Below are 16894 nucleotides of genomic sequence, written 5' to 3'. Positions count from 1 at the left end.
AGGTCCGTCAACATTGATGTTGAGTGTTTTGCCGCCATCGCGAGCAAGCTCGCTCCCACAGATTTCGTGTTTTAACTGATCGACATTAGCCGCAATGGCCCTTTCTGCATTTCAGGAACAGGCGTTTCAATGGTCTTTTTTACTCGCTCGATGGTCTTGCTGATGGCGCTGGGGCTCACCACCGGATGCGAAAGACAGGATGCACCGCCGCTGGACCAACAACTCTACGTCTGGCAGCGGCAGTGGACGCCGGCCCACGACGCTGCCCTCAGGGACAGCCGCGCCGACTTTTCGACGTTGCGAGTACTGGCCCTGCAGGCCTTTCCTAACGCCGGCTGGAGCCGGGCCCGAATTGACCCGGTACTGCTCAAGCGTGATGGCCGGCCGGTGATTGCGGTGGTTCGCCTGGATGGGCAGCTCAAGGCGCTGGATCAGGTCGAGGTCACTGCGCAGATCCGGCAGGTGATCAGCGATTGGCAGGGACAGGGGGTGAACCTCACCGGCGTGGAAATCGACCACGACGCCGGTAATGCCCGGCTACCGGCGTACCGCGAGTTTCTCGCGCATTTGCACGAAGCGTTGCCGTCTTCGCTGTCGCTGAGCATCACGGCGTTGCCGTCCTGGCTCGACAGTCGTGAACTGCCGGCGCTGTTATCCACAGTCGACAGCAGCGTGTTGCAGGTGCACGCGGTTAGCGATCCGCGTCGTGGCTTGTTTGATGCCGATCAAGCCCGGCAATGGGCGAAGGCCTGGAGCCGCGTCACAACAAAACCTTTCTTTCTGGCGCTGCCGGCTTATGGCGTGGCGTTGCTGCCGTCGGTGGGCGGCGCGCCTGTGGTGGAAAGCGAAGTGACGCTAGAGCGTGCAGGCCAGCGTCGGGAATTACTCGCCGACCCGCAGACGTTGCGCACCCTCGGTACAGAGCTGCGTGCCGATCCACCGAAACATCTGGCGGGCCTGATCTGGTTTCGCCTGCCATTGGCCAACGACCGCCGGGCCTGGAGCTTGATCACTTTGCGCGCCGTGGCGCGTGGTGATGCCCTCGATGGTCAGTTGGCGCTGAAACTCTCGGCCGACAATGGCCTCTATGACATCGGCATCAGCAACCAGGGCAATCTCGACCGTGCCTGGCCCGAACGCATGACACTGGCGGTCAGCGGTTGTGAGGGGGCCGATGCCTTGGCCGGTTACGCGTTGCAACAGCGCCCGGATCTGCTTACTTTCACCCGACTGCGCGACGGCCGAATACCGGCCGGCGGACAGCGTGCCATTGGTTGGGCTCGTTGCGCACACATTGATCAAGGAGGTTCGAATGTTCACCCGTAACTGGCCGCGTCATTTGCTTTGCCTGAGCCTCAGCCTGCCACTGGGTTCGGCGCTGGCCTGCGGCCCGGACTTCCCCATGCGTCTGCTGGATAACCGAGGCCAGTCGCTGGCGGAACTGCCGGAAGGCAACTTCCGCTTCGAGATCGGCCGCCTCGGCCACGCCATCAACGGGTTGAAGAACGTGACCGCTGGCGCCAACTACGCGGATGAACCTGACCCGGTAGCGCTGCGCGATCAGGCCGAGCAGGCCGGACTTTCCGCTGAGCAACAAGTGTTGGTGAAACACCTGCGCAGCCTGACGGATGCCCGCCAGGTTGAAACCCAAGGGGCGCAACTGCCGCCCGAACTCAAGTTGTACCTGGCGGGTGCCGTGGCATTTGGCGCGGGTGATCCTGCCTTGGCCGCCGGGTATTTCAAGAAAGTGCTGGCCTTGCCCGCCGAGCAAAGGGCCTCGCGCAGTACCTGGGCGGCTTACTCGCTGGGGCGTGCGTTGTTCGCCATTAGCGTCGAAGCCAATGCGGCCCCGGATCTGCTCGAACAATCGCGCAAGGCCTTTGAGCAAACCCGGCAACTGAGCATCGACGGCTTCAGCGATCCACTGGAACTGGGCGTCGCCAGCCTCGGCGAAGAAGCCCGGGTGGTGCGCACCGCAGGCGACTGGAACCGCGCCATCGAGCTGTACGCCACGCAAAATCTGCACGGTTCCGCGGTGGGCTACACCTCGTTGAAGCTGTTGATGGCGGACTTGATAACGCTGCCGGAGGATCAAGTGGCCGAGTTGCTCAAGGGGCAGCCCGTGCAGCAGTTGGTGACCGCGTCGCTGATCAGCCGGTTGGGTTGGTCGTTTGGCGACCAACCTGCCAACGAACAAAAAATGATCAAGCTGCTGCAAAACAGCACCCGCGGCAGTCTTGAAAACGCCGATCGTCTGGCGGCGATGAATTATCAACAGGGCGATTACGCCAGCGCCAAGGCTTTCCTCGAACATGCCGGCGATGGCGGGTTGGCTTGGTGGTTGCGGGCAAAACTGGCGGTGCGTGAGGGCGATAAAACCGCGGCCGCCGCAGCCTATGCCAAAGCGGCCCGGGCCTTCCCGCAGAATGAGTCCTGGGGCGAGCGACGGACCCCGGACTACGATTACGAAACGCTTCAGCCCAAATGCCGGGTCGAGGGTGAAAGTGCGATCCTGGCCTTGCAACGCGGGGATTACCTGCAAGCCTTCGATCAGCTGTATCGCAGCCAAAGCATTTACTGGTTCGATGCCGCCACCGTTGCCGAGCGAGTGTTGACCCTTGAAGAACTCAAGCACTACGTCGACACGCAGGTGCCGGCCCCGCCGCCGCTCAGCCAGCAGGACCGCGACAACTACGTGCCCTTGCCGGTGGCGGCGAGCTTGCGCAATCTGCTGGGCCGGCGTTTGTTGCGCGAGGGGGATTACGAGCAAGCACCGGCGTACTTCGACAATGAAAGCTTGTGGCACAAGGCCAAACAGTATGGCGAGCAACGTATGGCGGCTGATTCAGCCTGGTGGCCGACCCGTCGCGCCGCTGCGCTGTTCAATGCGGCCTGGACGGCCCGCTTGTGGGGCATGGACATCCTGGGCTACGAAATGGCGCCGGATTACGCCACGTTCGGCGGTAACTATAGGCTAGAAAACGCCGAACTGAAGGTCGGTCCATTGGTGGCCGAGGACGAAGTGAAGCGTCAGCAAGCCAGTGCTGCCCAGCCTGATCAGCGTTACCACTATCGCTTCGTGGCCACGGCGCTGGCGAGCAAGGCGGCGGATAACTTGCCTCACACCAGCCAGGCCTTTGCCGCAGTGCTGTGCGCGGCAGCAGGCTGGAACAGCAGTCCTGAAGAGGAACACGCTTTCTACCAACGCTATGTCAAAGAGGGGCCGTACGTGGATTGGGCGTTCCATTTCGGTCATCAGTGCCCGTATCCCGACTTCCAGAACGCCGACAAGCGCTACGTGACCCAGGTTACCGATGCCTTGCGTTCAACGCTGCGGCCGTACAAGAAGCCGCTGCAGTATGGTGGCGTGATTGTGGTCACGGCGGCGGCACTATTCCTGATCAATCGTCGGCGCAAGGTGCAGTAAGGCTCAAGCCTGTTGCACAAAGGTTAGCCTCACGGCGAAACCGATCAACAGGCTGCCGAACAACCATTGTTGCAGGCGCTGGGCTGAAGGGCTGCGTTGCAGCCAACGGCCGAGTGCCGCACCGACCAGGGCGTAAGCACTGTCGAACAGCAAACCGACACCGACCAGCACCACGCCCAATGCCGCAAATTGCCCGAGCACCGGCCCGGCCTCTGGGTTGATGAATTGCGGTAGCAGCACCGAGCAGAACAGCAGTGCCTTGGGGTTGAGCAGGTTGGTCAACAGTCCGCGTCGGATGGCTGCGCCCCAGCGCGGTTTTTCGCCGGTTGTGTCAGTGCCGGTCAAGCTCGGCAGCATCGTGGTTCGCAGGCACTGAATGCCGATCCACAGCAAGTACGCGGCGCCTGCCAGGCGCACCACATCGAAGGTCCAGGGCGCAGCCTTGAACAGTGCCGCCAGCCCCAGCGCCGCCAATGCCACATGACAACCCCGGGCGATGCCCAACCCCACGGCCGTGGCTAGCGCGGCGCCTTTGCCCTGACGGGCACCGGTCTGCAACAGCAGGATCATGTCAGGCCCCGGCAACAGGTAGACCACCGCCAGCGCCATGAAAAACAGCCAGAGTCCTTCCACGTTGCACCCCATTCGTTGTCGATTCGGTGGTGCCAGTCTAGGGCTGAAGGGCAGGGCAGGTGCTTGCGTTGTCGGCTTCTATCGGGCGCTGTATTGGCATAATCTGCCACTTTCTTTCGCTTGAACCATCGGGATCTGCCAAACCATGAAACTCGACGCCTATGACCGCAAGATTCTCGCCGCGCTGCAACGGGATGGACGCCTGAGCAATGTGCAACTGGCAGACGAGATCGGCCTGTCGGCGTCACCCTGCTTGCGCCGGGTACGGATGCTTGAAGACGCGGGGGTGATTCGCGGCTACCAGGCCAATCTGGATCGCGATGAGGTGGGGTTAGGGCTGACGGTGTTTGTCGGGGTCAAGGTCGAGCGTCATAACGACGAACAAGCCGAAAGCTTTCGCCTGGCGGTGACGGCATTACCCGAGGTGATTTCGGCGTTTCTGGTGTCAGGGGAGTCGGATTTTCTGTTGCAGGTGGTGGTGCCGGACTTGCGCGCCTATGACCGGTTTCTCACCGGGCGGTTGTTGAAGCTGCCGGGAGTGAGCGATATCCGCAGCAATTTTGCGATTCATACGGTGAAGGCGCCGGGGGCGTTGCCGTTGGAGCATTTGCCGCATTAGACCGAGTCGTCTGCATCGCGAGCAGGCTCGCTCCCACAAGGCTTGCGCTGTACCTGTGGGAGCGAGCCTGCTCGCGATAGCGATAGATCAGTCGCTGCAACTCTACAAGTCTTACATCTGCGTCGCCATCCCCTCCACATCCATCGCCGCCTGGCGCAAGGCCTCGGAGCGGGTCGGGTGTGGGTGGCAGGTCAGGGCGATGTCTTCGGCCGAGGCGCTGAACTCCATGGCCACGCAATACTCGCCAATCATTTCACTGACGCTCGGGCCGACCAGATGCACGCCGAGGACTTCGTCCGTGCGCTCATCGGCCAGCACTTTGGCGAAGCCTTCGGTTTCGTGGTTGATCTTCGCCCGGCTGTTGGCGGTGAAGGGAAACTTGCCGACCTTGTACGCTCGGCCTTCAGCCTTGAGCTGCTCTTCGGTCTTGCCGACACTGGCCAGCTCCGGTCTGGTGTAGACCACGCTGGGGATCAGGTCGTAGTTGACCTCGCCCGCCTTGCCGACGATCTGCTCGACGCAGGCCATGGCTTCGTCCTCGGCCTTGTGGGCGAGCATGGGACCCGAGGTCACGTCGCCAATCACCCAGACCCCGGCAGCTTCGGTTCGATGACCCTTGTTGGCGAGCATGCCGCGCTTGTCCGTCGCGAGGCCGACGTTCTCCAGACCCAGGCCCTGTGTATAAGGCCGGCGCCCGATGGCCACCAGCACGTAATCGGCTTCCAGCAACTCTGCAGCACCGCCTGCGGCAGGCTCGATGCTGAGTTGCACACCCGAGGCGGAGGTGGTGGCGCTGGTCACTTTCGAACTCAACTTGAAGCTCAAGCCTTGCTTGCTCAGGGAGCGTTGCAGGGTTTTGCCGGCTTCGATGTCCACGCCGGGGCAGATCCGGTCGAGAAACTCGACCACCGTTACCTGCGCCCCCAGGCGCCGCCATACTGAACCCAGCTCAAGACCGATCACGCCGGCGCCGATCACCACCAGATGCTTGGGCACTTCGGTCAGTGCCAGTGCGCCGGTGGAGTCGAGTATGCGTTTGTTATCGATGTCCACGCCGGGCAGGGGTGTGGGCTCGGAGCCGGTGGCGATGATGATGTCCTTGGCGTTCAACTCAGTCCTGCCGCCGGCGCTATCGGTCACCGTGACTTTGCCAGGCCCGTCGATGTGGCCCCAACCCTTGATCCAGTCGACCTTGTTCTTGCGGAAAAGAAACTCGATGCCCTTGGTCAGCCCGGTAACGCTTTCATCCTTTTGCCTCATCATCTGGGCGAGGTTGAGGCTGGGTTTGACGTCGATCCCCAGGTTGGCGAATTCGGCGCCCATGGCCGCGTCGTACAGTTCGGAGGCATGCAGCAATGCCTTGGACGGCATGCAACCAACGTTCAGGCAGGTGCCGCCGAGTGTGGCGCGTCCTTCCACGCAGGCTGCTTTCAGACCCAGTTGTCCGGCGCGGATCGCTGCGTTGTAACCGCCCGGGCCACCGCCGAGTATCACGACGTCATAAGTGCTCATGGATGTACTCCTGGATCGAAAGGGGAAGGATCGGTAAAAGTAGTTCCTGGATAAAATTACGGACGTAATATGTGCGTTCTGGCGCATTTCGGTCAAGGCTTCAGGTAAGCGACAGGTTGGGCCTCTTTAGATGGCGCGCTTGAATACGGAAATTTCACCATTTTCGTTATATCGTAACGAATTGTCCTGTCAGCGAAGACACTCTGGGGTGGTATGCAAGTCGATCTCGATGTTGATGAAGCGCCGTTAGCCGGGTTGCCGCGCTTTCAGCAGGCATTCATTCAAGGGCGGCGTTTACGCCAGTTCGCCATCGGTGCGGGCGTATTCGCGACGGTGGGTGTGCTGCTGGCGCTGTTTGCCGGGCTGTTTTCCTCGCAAACACTGTGGCCGGCGTTGCTGCTGAACCTGAGCGCGGCGTCCGTGGTGTTGATGGCCGGTTTGCAATCGGCCTGGTGGGTAACCCGGTGGCGTGCCCGCGCCATGAGTCCCGTAGTGCCGGTGGTTGTTGTCGACGAGCCTGTCGCGCCTTCGGGGTGGTATGAACGTTTGCTGGACCGGATCAGCCGGCAATCGCAGCACCTGGTCGGGCAAATCGGTGCGCCAACGTTGTGGCTTGGTAGCTGGGCATTGTTGGCGGTATTGGGCGTCGAACAAGCCTGGAACCTCACGTTGCCCCCGGTTGCGCTGGGCCTGTCGGCCACAGTCGGGGCGGCGTGCTGCTTGTTGTTTGCGTTCGGCCTGTTGGTGATGGAACGCCATCTGGCGCAGGAAAATACCGCGCAATGGCCTGAAGCCGCTACGTTGGCGCAATTGATCCGTGTGGCGATCATCAGTCTGGTGCTCGGTGCTTTTTGTCTGTTGTTTGCCGATGAAACCTCGTTATGGCCTGTACGTTTGGCAGTGTTGATCGGTCTGCTGCCGGGGCTGGTGGCGGCGGAGCTGTTGCTGCGTGCGCTGTTGTCATTGTTCAGACCGCGCCGCGAACGTCTTGAGCCGGAGTTGTTGGCACGCAGTTTTGTCGCCGACATGCTGCGCTGGCCACCACAGCCTTTGCTGGCGTTGCAGCACGAATTGCATAACCGCTTCGGCATCGACCTGCGGCAGATCTGGGCCTTCTCTTACATGCGTCGGGCGTTCCTGCCGGTGTTGGCGGTGGTTGCGCTGGTTGGCTGGTCGCTGACCGGCATTCACCAAATTGCCCTGCAAGGGCGTGGAATCTACGAGCGCTTCGGCAAGCCAGTGGAGGTGTTCGGCCCAGGTTTGCATATGGGCTTGCCATGGCCATTGGGCCGGGTGTTGAGCGTCGAGAATGGCGTGGTTCACGAATTGGCCACCAGTGTTGGCGAAACCTCGACCCCCACTCAGGCCGACCCCGCCGAAGGCCCGGCTCCGGCGATTGCCAATCGCTTGTGGGATGCCAGCCATGTGAACGACAAATCCCAGGTGATCGCCAGCAGTCGAGCTGACAAGCAGAGCTTTCAGATCGTCAACATGGACGTGCGCTTCGTCTATCGCATCGGCCTGAGTGATGAGGCGGCGTTGGCCGCCACCTATAACAGCGCCGATGTGCCGATGTTGATTCGCAGCACCGCCAGCCGAGTCCTGGTTCACGACTTCGCCTCGCGCACCCTCGACGGTTTGCTGGGTGAGGACAGGGTAGGGCTGGCCGAAGAGATCGGCCGCGCGGTGCAGGCGGACCTGCAAAAACTCGATAGCGGCGTGGAAATTCTCGCCACGGTGGTCGAGGCGATTCACCCTCCGGCCGGTGCAGCCAATGCCTATCACGGCGTGCAAGCGGCGCAGATTGGCGCGCAAGCCTTGATCGCCCGCGAACGCGGCGCGGCCGCCGAGGCCACCCACCAGGCGCAGTTGCAGGCCAGCATCGCCCGAGATCAGGCGACGGCCAGCGCCCGTGAGATCAATGCTGGCGCCGAGGCCGCGGACCTGAAATTCAACGCCGAGCAAAAAGCTTATGCCAGCGCTGGCCAGGCCTTCGTGCTGGAGCAGTATTTCAGCCAGTTGTCCCAGGGTTTGACCAACGCCAAATTGCTGATTCTCGATCATCGACTGGGCAGCAGCAGCAATGCGCCGACCATCGACCTCCGTACGTTCACGCTGCCGGTTGACCCTGCGCCGTCTCGTAAAACCGCTCAGCCAGGAGCTGCCAATTGAGCCAGTCCCATACTCACGATCACGATGACCACGCCGGCCACGATCACGGCCATGGCGGGCACCACCACCACGGCCATCACCATCATCACGGCGATCCGCAAGAGGCCGGTCCATTCCCGTGGCGCCGGATGGGTTGGGCGGCATTGCTGGTGGCGTTTGCAGTCGCCGCCGCGAGCCTGGTGCAGGTGCGTTCAGGGGAAGCCACAGTGATCACACGCTTCGGCAACCCTTCACGAGTCTTGCTGGAACCGGGACTTGGCTGGCGCTGGCCGGCACCGTTCGAGGCGGCGATCCCGGTGGATCTGCGGCTGCGCACCACGTCCAGCGGCTTGCAGGATGTCGGCACGCGGGACGGTTTGCGCATCATCGTTCAGGCCTACGTGGCGTGGCAGGTGCAGGGTGATCCGGACAACGTGCAACGTTTCATGCGCGCGGTGCAGAACCAGCCCGATGAAGCCGCGCGGCAGATTCGCACCTTTGTCGGCTCCGCACTGGAAACCACCGCCAGCAGTTTTGATCTGGCGAACCTGGTGAACACCGATGCCAGCCAAGTACGTATCGCCGATTTCGAAGCACAACTGCGCAAGCAAATCGATCAGCAGCTGCTTACCACTTATGGTGTGCGCGTGTTGCAGGTCGGTATCGAACGATTGACGCTGCCGTCGGTGACGCTCACCGCGACTGTCGACCGGATGCGTGCCGAGCGTGAAACCATCGCTACTGAGCGCACGGCGATCGGCAAGCGTGAAGCCGCGCAAATTCGTTCCGCCGCCGAACGTGATGCACGGATCGTGCAGGCCGATGCCACAGTGAAAGCGGCAGATATCGAAGCGCAATCGCGAGTCGAAGCGGCGCAGATCTACGGTCGCGCCTATGCGGGATCGCCGCAGCTCTACAACCTGCTGCGCTCGCTCGACACCTTGGGCACGGTGGTGACGCCGGGGACCAAGCTGATTCTGCGCACCGATGCCGCACCGTTCCGGGTGTTGGTTGATGGTCCGCCGAGCCTCGATAACAAGTCCGGATCGCAGCCATGAGTTTGGTTCCACGTGGAACAAATGAGTTGAGCAGCCCCTGGATTCAGGCCGGGCGATTGGCGTTTATTGCCCTGTACGCGGTGACGGTGTTGGCGGCATTGGCTTGGGCGTTTTCCAATGTGCGGCAGATCGATCCACAAAATCGCGCCGTGGTTTTGCATTTTGGCGCGCTTGATCGCATTCAGAATGCCGGGTTGTTATTGGCCTGGCCGCAACCCTTCGAGCAGGTGATTTTGTTGCCGGCGGCGGACCGGGTGATCGAGCGGCGAGTGGACAGTCTGTTGCGCAGTGGTGCCGCGATGCAGGCAGATCGCGTGGCCAGTTTTGCCACGCCCGTCAGCGATGCTCTCGCAGGCTCAGGCTACCTGTTAACCGGTGATGCCGGTGTGGTGCAACTCGATGTGCGGGTTTTCTACAAAGTCATCGAGCCCTATGCATTCGTACTTCAAGGCGAACACGTGTTGCCGGCGCTGGACCGCCTGGTAACCCGCAGCGCGGTCGCGCTCACGGCTGCACGGGATCTGGACACTATCCTGGTTGCTCGCCCGGAATTAATCGGCGCCGATAGCCAGGCGGCGCAAAGACGCGAGCGCTTGCGTGGTGATCTGGTGCAGGGCATCAATCAACGGTTGGCCGAACTCACTGCAACCGGGCAGGGCTTGGGGATCGAAGTGGCGCGGGTCGATGTGCAATCGAGTCTGCCAAGTCCTGCGGTGAACGCTTTCAACGCGGTACTGACGGCCAGCCAGCAAGCCGATAAGGCTGTCGCCAATGCGCGCACCGAAGCGGAGAAGCTGACGCAGACCGCCAACGAGCAAGCCGACCGTACGCTGCAAGTGGCCCATGCCCAGGCGAGTGAACGACTGGCCAAGGCGTCGGCTGATACGGCCACCGTGTTAAGCCTGGCCAAGGCGCAACTGCAAGGTACCGACCCGCAAATGCTGCTGCGGATTTACCGCGAGCGGATGCCGAAAATTCTCGGTCAGGCCGGATCGGTCACGACGGTTGATCCCAAAGACGATTCCCGCCTGATCATTCAGGGAGCTGCACAATGACCGCTCAAACCGCCGCCGTGCCGAGCCTGCTGTCTTCGGCCGAACAGCGCCGCGCCGCGCGCCAGTTGACCCTGGCCATGCTCGCATTGGGCCTGCTTGCGCTGGGCCTGATCTGGCGTTGGCTTGCGCCGGAGCAGACTGGCGTCAGTCAGCTGCTGCTGGGTTTTGCGTCACTGCTGGTTGCCGTGCCGGTCATGCGCTCGGCCTGGTACAGCTTGCGATATCCGAGCCTGCACGGCATCACCGATCAATTGATTGCCTTGGCCATGCTGGGTGCCTGGGCCACCGGAGATCTGCTGACGGCGGCGTTGTTGCCGATCATCATGATCTTCGGCCACGTGCTGGAAGAGCGCAGCGTGATCGGCTCCCAGGAGGCGATTCACGCCCTCGGCAAACTGACCCGCAGCCATGCACGCAAAGTGCAGGTGGACGGCTCCATCATCGAAGTCGACAACGGCACGCTCAAGGCGGGCGATCTGGTCGAGGTGCGGGCTGGGGACCGGGTGCCGGCGGATGGCCGGGTATTGTCCGGTCAGGCCAGTCTCGATACGGCCTCCATTACCGGCGAATCGGTGCCGATGGAGGCGGGCGTCGGCATGTCGGTGTTCGGTGGCGCAATTAACCTCGACGGTTTGCTGCGAATCGAAGTGACCCGTACCGGCCATGAGTCGACCCTCGGAAAAGTCATCGCCCTGATGCAAAACGCCGAGCGCTCGAAGCCGCCGATCACTCGTCTGCTGGAGCGTTACGCCGGCAGCTATATGGTGCTGGTGTTGCTGCTGGCGGCGGTGACCTGGTTCATCACCAACAACGCTCAAGCGATGCTCGCGGTGTTGGTGGCGGCCTGTCCTTGTGCGCTGGTGTTGTCGGCACCGGCGACGGCGATTGCCGGAGTGGCGGTCGCGGCACGCCACGGGATTCTGATCCGCAGTTCCGCGTTCCTTGAAGAGTTGGCGGACCTGACCTCGCTGGTAGTCGACAAAACCGGGACGCTGACCTTCGGCACGTTGCGCCTGCAATCCATCGACAGTCCGCTGGAGGATCGCAGCCATGTCCTGAAGCTCGCCGCCAGCCTCGGCTCGGCCAGCAGCCACCCGGTCAGCCGTGCGCTCGCGGGGTTGGTGACCCAGGAGCATTTCCTGCTGCTTTCCGACATTCGTGAACGCCAGGGCCTCGGTGTGGTGGCGATGACCGGGCAGGGCGAAGCGGCACTCGGCCGGCCGGAGTTGTTCGCACAACTGGGTATCAGTACGACGGCGGTTCCCGATCACGATGGTCCGATTGCCGGGCTGGCGCTCAACGGGGAGTTCCTTGCCTGGCTGTTGCTGGCCGACAGTGTCAAACCCGAGGCGCAGTTTGCCTTGGGTGAGTTGCGTGATCTGGGATTGGGCCGTCAGTTGTTGCTCACCGGTGACCGGCACAGCGTCGCGCAGACGTTGGCCCGGGATGTCGGGATCAGTGACGTCGAAGCGCAAGCCTTGCCCGAAGACAAACTCAACCGCGTGCTCAAGGAAATCGACAGCGGCTTTCGGCCGATGGTGGTCGGCGACGGTATCAACGACTCCCTGGCCCTCAAGGCGGGTGTGGTGGGTGTGGCCATGGGCGCGGGCGGTGCAGACATCGCCCTGGCATCGGCGGACATCGTGCTGATCGGCAGTGACCTGCGCCGCCTCGGCACCTGCGTGCGCCTGAGTCGTCAGTGCCGCCAGACGTTGCAGGTCAATGTGATCATCGGACTGGGCTGGACCCTGGCGATCGTAGCCTTCGCCGCGTTCGGCTGGCTTGGCGCTGCCGGGGCGATGATTGCGGCGTTGCTGCATAACCTCAGCACCTTGCTGGTGTTGGGCAATGCCGGTCGTTTACTGCGATTCCAGGAGCCGTTGCTCAAGCTCAAGGACGAAACCTGAAGGCGAACGCTCTAAACCGGGTAATCACGGGGATTCAACTTTTTAGAACTGTGCGCCCGGTTCGTAGTCATTGAAGATGAGGGCACATCATTTTTGTGCGTTCGCGGCGGCAGGTGCAGGCGTCGCGATTCATTGAAAACGGCTATTAATTCGATAGCCAGCTATTTTTCAAAGATGGTCTACCCTCTGTTTAGACGTCTGAAACAAGGGGGATTCTCCATGCTCGCGCATCTTCCACCGGCCTTACAGAATCTGCAGTTACCGCTTCGCCTGAGACTCTGGGATGGCCATGAATTCAATCTGGGGCCGACGCCTAGTGTCACGATTGTGGTCAAGGACCCACAAATGGTCACCCAGTTCACCCATCCAAGCCTGGATGCTCTTGGTGCTGCATATGTCGAAGGCAAACTGGAACTGGAAGGCTCCATCAGCGATGTGATCCGCGTTTGCGATGAATGGAGCCAGGCATTGCTGGACGAAGGCGACGACAATCAGCCTGTTCGTAGCGCCCACGACAAAGAGACAGACGCCAAGGCGATTTCCTACCACTACGACCTTTCCAACGCGTTCTATCAGCTATGGCTCGACAGCGACATGGCGTACTCCTGCGCTTACTTCGAGACCGGCAGTGAAAGCCTCGAGCAGGCCCAGCAAGCCAAGTTCCGTCATTTGTGCCGCAAGCTGCGCCTGCAGCCCGGTGAATATCTGCTGGATGTGGGCTGCGGTTGGGGTGGATTGGCGCGTTATGCGGCGCGGGAGTTCGGCGCGAAAGTGTTCGGTATTACCCTTAGCAAGGAGCAGTTGGCCCTGGCCCGGGAACGCGTAAAAGCGGAAGGCCTGGAGGATCTGGTCGAACTGCAACTGCTCGACTATCGCGATCTGCCGCAAGATGGCCGTTTCGACAAAGTGGTCAGCGTCGGCATGTTCGAACACGTCGGCCACGCCAATCTTGCCGAGTACTGCAAAACCCTGTTCGACGCGGTGAAAGAGGGCGGCCTGGTGATGAACCACGGAATCACCGCCAAATACACCGACGGCCGTCCGGTGGGACGCGGTGCCGGTGAATTCATTGAGAAATATGTGTTCCCCAACGGCGAGCTGCCGCACCTGTCGATGATTTCTGCCGAGATCAGTGAGGCGGGGCTGGAAATCGTCGATGTCGAGAGTTTGCGCCTGCACTACGCTCGCACGCTCGATCACTGGAGTGAACGCCTGGAGGACAACCTCGAAGCGGCCTCCAGACTCGTACCGGAACAAGTCCTGCGCATCTGGCGGCTATACCTGGCGGGTTGCGCCTACGCGTTCGCTCGCGGCTGGATCAACCTGCACCAGATTCTCGCTGTGAAGGCCCACGCCGATGGCAGTCATGAACTGCCATGGACCCGTGACGATATCTACCTCTAGAGAATCGGCGAAATAAGCCGGGCGACCCGCATGCCGAGCTGTTGGACGCGGCGGGTCTCCCGGCCTTCTTCTTTGGCGATTTCGTGGGCGTTGGCAAAGTCATCGTTGAGCATCTGTTCCACCTCGGCGGCGAACGCTCGGTCGACGGTCAGCAACATCACTTCGAAATTCAGCCGGAACGAACGGTTGTCCATGTTGGCACTGCCGATGGCGCTTATTTCGCTGTCGATCAATACCACTTTCTGATGCAGGAACCCGGGTTGGTAACGGAACACCCGCACACCCGCGCGCACCGCTTCGAAGGCGTAGAGGCTGGAGGCGGCGTAGACGATTCGGTGGTCGGGCCTGGACGGCAACAGCAGACGCACGTCCACGCCGCGCAGTACCGCCAGGCGCAAAGCAGCGAATACGGCTTCGTCGGGGATGAAGTACGGGCTGGTAATCCAGACCCGCTCGGTCGCCGCGTGGATGGCCTCGACAAAGAACAATGAACAGGTTTCATAGTCGTCTGCCGGCCCGCTCGCGAGCAGCTGGCACAGCACACCGTCTTCCGGATAGACCTCCGGCAGGATCAGCGGCGGCAGTGCACGAGCCACCCAGAACCAGTCTTCGGCGAAAGACTCCTGCATGCACGCCACCACCGGCCCGCGCACTTGCACGTGGGTATCGCGCCAAGGGGCCAGGGGTGGTTTCTCGCCCATGTATTCGTCACCGACGTTGTGCCCGCCGACGAAACCGAGAATGCCGTCCACCACCACGATCTTGCGGTGGTTGCGGAAGTTCACCTGAAAGCGATTGAGCCAGCCACTGCGGGTGGCGAAGGCTTTGACCTCGACCCCGCCATCACGCAAGGCCTGCACATAACCATGGGGCAGGGAATGGCTGCCGATTCGGTCATATAACAGGTAAATCGCCACGCCTTCGGCGGCTTTCTTCAACAGCAGGTTTTGCAGGCGCTGGCCGAGGCGGTCGTCGTGAACGATGAAAAACTGGATCAGCACGGCTTCTTTCGCCTGGCTGATGGCCTCGAAAATGGCCTCGAACGTGTTCTGACCGTTGATCAAGAGACGCATTTGGTTGTTAGCCAGGCAGGGCATGTGTCCGAGCTTGGGCATCGCTCTGAGTGAGGCGTATGCAGAAGAAGCGCGGGCGGTGAGCGCCTCTTCTATCCAGGGTCGCCAGTTGAGTTCGGAAACGGCCTTGCGCATTTCTTCGTTGGCCTGCCGCCGGGCCTTGATGTAGCCATCGAAGGTGCTGCGGCCGAACATCAGGTACGGGATCAGCGTGAAGTAAGGGATGAAAAACAGCGACAGCGCCCAGGCGATCGAGCCTTGGGCGGTACGCACGGTCAAGACGGCGTGTATGGCCGCGATCATGCCCAGCGAGTGCAACAGGGCGATGGTATAACCGAAAATATGCGGTCCGAAGTAATCCATGGGGGCTGCCTTGCTCCTGAAGATTCAGTGCTTAACAGACCATGTTCCGTGCAGAATGTCGCTAATTAATTGGCCCATGAACCGAAGCGTGCGGCTGACGTCTAACGGCCACTACTGATCAGGAGTTACTCGATGAACGTTCGTCTGCTGGGTTTGGCCATGGCACTGGGTTTGGCACTTCCTGTGGCGGCTCACGCGCAAATGCTGCAACCAGGATTGTGGGAGCTGACTACGAGCAACATGAAGGTCGATGAACAGAACATGCCGGACCTGCAATTGATCCTCGGTCAGCTCCAGAGCCAGATGACCCCTGAGCAGCGTGCAATGCTGGAAAAACAGGGCATCACCATGGGCGGTAAAGGGATCCGGGCGTGCCTGACCCCGGAACAGGTCAAGACCGACAACATTCCGTTAACCGATCCGCAGTCGGGCTGCAAGCAGGAAATCACCGACCGCTCCGGCAATCAGTGGAAGTTCCGTTTCAGTTGCCCGAAAGCCCAGGGTGCGGGCGTGGCGACATTCCTCAGTGATCGCGAGTTCACCACCAAGGTCAACGGAACGTTCAACGCCACTGGCATTCAGCAGAAGGGCAGCCTCGAATCCCGCGCCGTCTGGCTGGGGCAGGATTGCGGCACGGTCAAGCCAAGAGCTTAAAAGCTTCGTCGGAACGCCGCCCGGAGCAGGCTCGCTCCCACAGGGTACGCACAATCAATGTGGGAGCGAGCCTGCTCGCGAAGGCGTCCGCACGGCCTTCCTAAATCTCGGGCCGACTCAACCATTCACACGCCGCCTCGACAGGCATCCGGCCAAAATCTTCCCCCGTGCGGCTGCGCACACTGACAAATCCCCCAGCTTGTTCTTTCTCGCCCACCACCACCAGATACGGCACGGTCTGGCTGTGCTGGCGAATCTTGTAGTGAACTTTTTCGTTACGCAGGTCGGCCCTGGCGCGTACGCCCCGTTGGCGCAAGGATTCGGTCACCGCTTGTGCATAAGTCGCCTGGCGATCATCCATGCTCACAACGACCACGTGGGGTGGAACGCGCCACTGTTGCAGTTCCTGACGGCTGGACCAGCAGGTGCCGTAGATCCGTTGTTGTAACGTGCCGTTGATGTGGTCGAGGGTAAACGCCTGCAAGACTTTGGTGGTGGGGACATGCGGTCCATGGCTCTGGTACTCGGTGTCCCCCAGCCGGTACAGCGACACGGCTTCGCGAACCGGCCGACGACGGATCGAGTGATTGGTCGCTGCCAGTGATTGCATGCGCGCTTCGATGAGGGGCAGGTCTGCCGCGGTCAGCGGTGGCTCGACGGCAAACTCGTAAAAGAACCCGTCGCCCAATTCCTTGCCCGCACGCATTTGCGCATGTGGGTGGAGTTGCTTGACTGCCATCGCCAGCATCAAGGCACAGGAGCGGCGCAAGATCTCCAGGCCGTCCGGCTCCCGGGGGGTGACAATGCTGACCCGGGCATCCGCCTCGATCATGTATTCACAGTCCACCAGCACACCATTGACTCGGCCCGCTACAGCCGCGATGGCCAGTTCGGGACCGATGCTGGCGGCTACCTCATGCACAGACAGCGGCTGGTCGTATTCACGCAATGAACCGTCGGACAGGGTGATCTGGATCATGGTCGGCGTACTCACGTGCTTCTAATGAGTCTTATCGCATAAACCGTGGGGGCAAACAT

13 protein-coding genes are annotated in these 16894 nt (G+C 61.4%); 9 read left to right on the top strand and 4 right to left on the bottom strand.

Annotated features, from left to right (window positions below):
• Positions 1-129: 129 nt before the first annotated feature.
• Together ACM6IK_RS19995 and ACM6IK_RS19990 are read left to right on the top strand one after the other, a co-directional pair.
• The gene (locus ACM6IK_RS19995; protein WP_414875693.1) at positions 130-1326 is read left to right on the top strand and encodes a DUF3142 domain-containing protein; all 1197 of its coding nucleotides are present in this window, start codon (positions 130-132) and stop codon (positions 1324-1326) included.
• Positions 1313-3427, top strand: coding sequence for a hypothetical protein (locus ACM6IK_RS19990; protein ID WP_414875692.1), 2115 nt, complete (start codon positions 1313-1315; stop codon positions 3425-3427). The genes ACM6IK_RS19995 and ACM6IK_RS19990 overlap by 14 nt, the downstream gene beginning before the upstream one ends.
• Positions 3428-3430: 3 nt before the next feature.
• On the opposite strand, the gene ACM6IK_RS19985 is transcribed toward ACM6IK_RS19990, so the two are convergent.
• Positions 3431-4060, bottom strand: coding sequence for a LysE family translocator (locus ACM6IK_RS19985; RefSeq protein WP_414875691.1), 630 nt, complete (start codon positions 4058-4060; stop codon positions 3431-3433).
• A gap of 145 nt (positions 4061-4205) precedes the next feature.
• Here ACM6IK_RS19985 and ACM6IK_RS19980 point away from each other — a divergent pair, with 145 nt between their 5' ends.
• The gene (locus ACM6IK_RS19980) at positions 4206-4679 is read left to right on the top strand and encodes an Lrp/AsnC family transcriptional regulator (protein WP_414875690.1); all 474 of its coding nucleotides are present in this window, start codon (positions 4206-4208) and stop codon (positions 4677-4679) included.
• A 111-nt stretch (positions 4680-4790) separates the two neighbouring features.
• Here ACM6IK_RS19980 and lpdA read toward each other — a convergent pair whose 3' ends face one another.
• Complete coding sequence (gene lpdA, locus ACM6IK_RS19975; RefSeq protein ID WP_414875689.1) at positions 4791-6191, bottom strand: dihydrolipoyl dehydrogenase; 1401 nt, start codon at positions 6189-6191, stop codon at positions 4791-4793.
• Between the two features lie 213 nt (positions 6192-6404).
• Between lpdA and ACM6IK_RS19970 the strand changes: the two genes are divergently transcribed.
• The 5 genes from ACM6IK_RS19970 to cfaB all read left to right on the top strand — a co-directional run bounded on the left by ACM6IK_RS19970 (position 6405) and on the right by cfaB (position 13766).
• Complete coding sequence (locus tag ACM6IK_RS19970; RefSeq protein WP_414875688.1) at positions 6405-8363, top strand: SPFH domain-containing protein; 1959 nt, start codon at positions 6405-6407, stop codon at positions 8361-8363.
• A complete protein-coding gene (gene hflC, locus ACM6IK_RS19965; protein WP_108218817.1) occupies positions 8360-9400 on the top strand; it encodes a protease modulator HflC in 1041 nt (346 codons plus the stop codon). Before ACM6IK_RS19970 ends, hflC begins: the two co-directional genes overlap by 4 nt.
• Entirely contained in the window at positions 9397-10455 is a 1059-nt protein-coding gene (gene hflK, locus ACM6IK_RS19960; RefSeq protein WP_414875687.1) for a protease modulator HflK, read from the top strand. The genes hflC and hflK overlap by 4 nt, the downstream gene beginning before the upstream one ends.
• A complete protein-coding gene (locus ACM6IK_RS19955) occupies positions 10452-12362 on the top strand; it encodes a cation-translocating P-type ATPase (protein WP_414875686.1) in 1911 nt (636 codons plus the stop codon). Before hflK ends, ACM6IK_RS19955 begins: the two co-directional genes overlap by 4 nt.
• A 219-nt stretch (positions 12363-12581) precedes the next feature.
• Complete coding sequence (gene cfaB / locus ACM6IK_RS19950) at positions 12582-13766, top strand: C17 cyclopropane fatty acid synthase CfaB (RefSeq protein ID WP_414875685.1); 1185 nt, start codon at positions 12582-12584, stop codon at positions 13764-13766.
• Here the strand turns inward: cfaB and cls are convergent.
• Positions 13763-15202, bottom strand: coding sequence for a cardiolipin synthase (gene cls, locus ACM6IK_RS19945; RefSeq protein WP_414875684.1), 1440 nt, complete (start codon positions 15200-15202; stop codon positions 13763-13765). The genes cfaB and cls overlap by 4 nt on opposite strands.
• A 132-nt stretch (positions 15203-15334) precedes the next feature.
• Between cls and ACM6IK_RS19940 the strand changes: the two genes are divergently transcribed.
• Complete coding sequence (locus ACM6IK_RS19940) at positions 15335-15856, top strand: DUF3617 domain-containing protein (protein ID WP_103396008.1); 522 nt, start codon at positions 15335-15337, stop codon at positions 15854-15856.
• Between the two features lie 100 nt (positions 15857-15956).
• Here ACM6IK_RS19940 and ACM6IK_RS19935 read toward each other — a convergent pair whose 3' ends face one another.
• On the bottom strand, positions 15957-16835 hold the full coding sequence (locus ACM6IK_RS19935) for a His/Gly/Thr/Pro-type tRNA ligase C-terminal domain-containing protein (protein ID WP_414875683.1): 879 nt from the start codon (positions 16833-16835) through the stop codon (positions 15957-15959).
• Positions 16836-16894 lie beyond the last annotated feature (59 nt).

Origin of the sequence: Pseudomonas sp. IT-196MI5 (assembly GCF_949767415.1) — a bacterium.
GTDB lineage: Bacteria > Pseudomonadota > Gammaproteobacteria > Pseudomonadales > Pseudomonadaceae > Aquipseudomonas.
This window is presented reverse-complemented; position numbering and strand designations above follow the sequence as displayed.

Excerpts from the sequence above, each read along its gene's own strand:
- ACM6IK_RS19995 (WP_414875693.1), top strand. The coding sequence starts at position 130 with ATGGTCTTTTTTACTCGCTCGATGGTCTTGCTGATGGCGCTGGGGCTC.
- ACM6IK_RS19990 (WP_414875692.1), top strand. The coding sequence starts at position 1,313 with ATGTTCACCCGTAACTGGCCGCGTCATTTGCTTTGCCTGAGCCTCAGC.
- ACM6IK_RS19980 (WP_414875690.1), top strand. The coding sequence starts at position 4,206 with ATGAAACTCGACGCCTATGACCGCAAGATTCTCGCCGCGCTGCAACGG.
- lpdA (WP_414875689.1), bottom strand. The coding sequence starts at position 6,191 with ATGAGCACTTATGACGTCGTGATACTCGGCGGTGGCCCGGGCGGTTAC.
- ACM6IK_RS19970 (WP_414875688.1), top strand. The coding sequence starts at position 6,405 with ATGCAAGTCGATCTCGATGTTGATGAAGCGCCGTTAGCCGGGTTGCCG.
- hflK (WP_414875687.1), top strand. The coding sequence starts at position 9,397 with ATGAGTTTGGTTCCACGTGGAACAAATGAGTTGAGCAGCCCCTGGATT.
- ACM6IK_RS19955 (WP_414875686.1), top strand. The coding sequence starts at position 10,452 with ATGACCGCTCAAACCGCCGCCGTGCCGAGCCTGCTGTCTTCGGCCGAA.
- cfaB (WP_414875685.1), top strand. The coding sequence starts at position 12,582 with ATGCTCGCGCATCTTCCACCGGCCTTACAGAATCTGCAGTTACCGCTT.
- cls (WP_414875684.1), bottom strand. The coding sequence starts at position 15,202 with ATGGATTACTTCGGACCGCATATTTTCGGTTATACCATCGCCCTGTTG.
- ACM6IK_RS19940 (WP_103396008.1), top strand. The coding sequence starts at position 15,335 with ATGAACGTTCGTCTGCTGGGTTTGGCCATGGCACTGGGTTTGGCACTT.
- ACM6IK_RS19935 (WP_414875683.1), bottom strand. The coding sequence starts at position 16,835 with ATGATCCAGATCACCCTGTCCGACGGTTCATTGCGTGAATACGACCAG.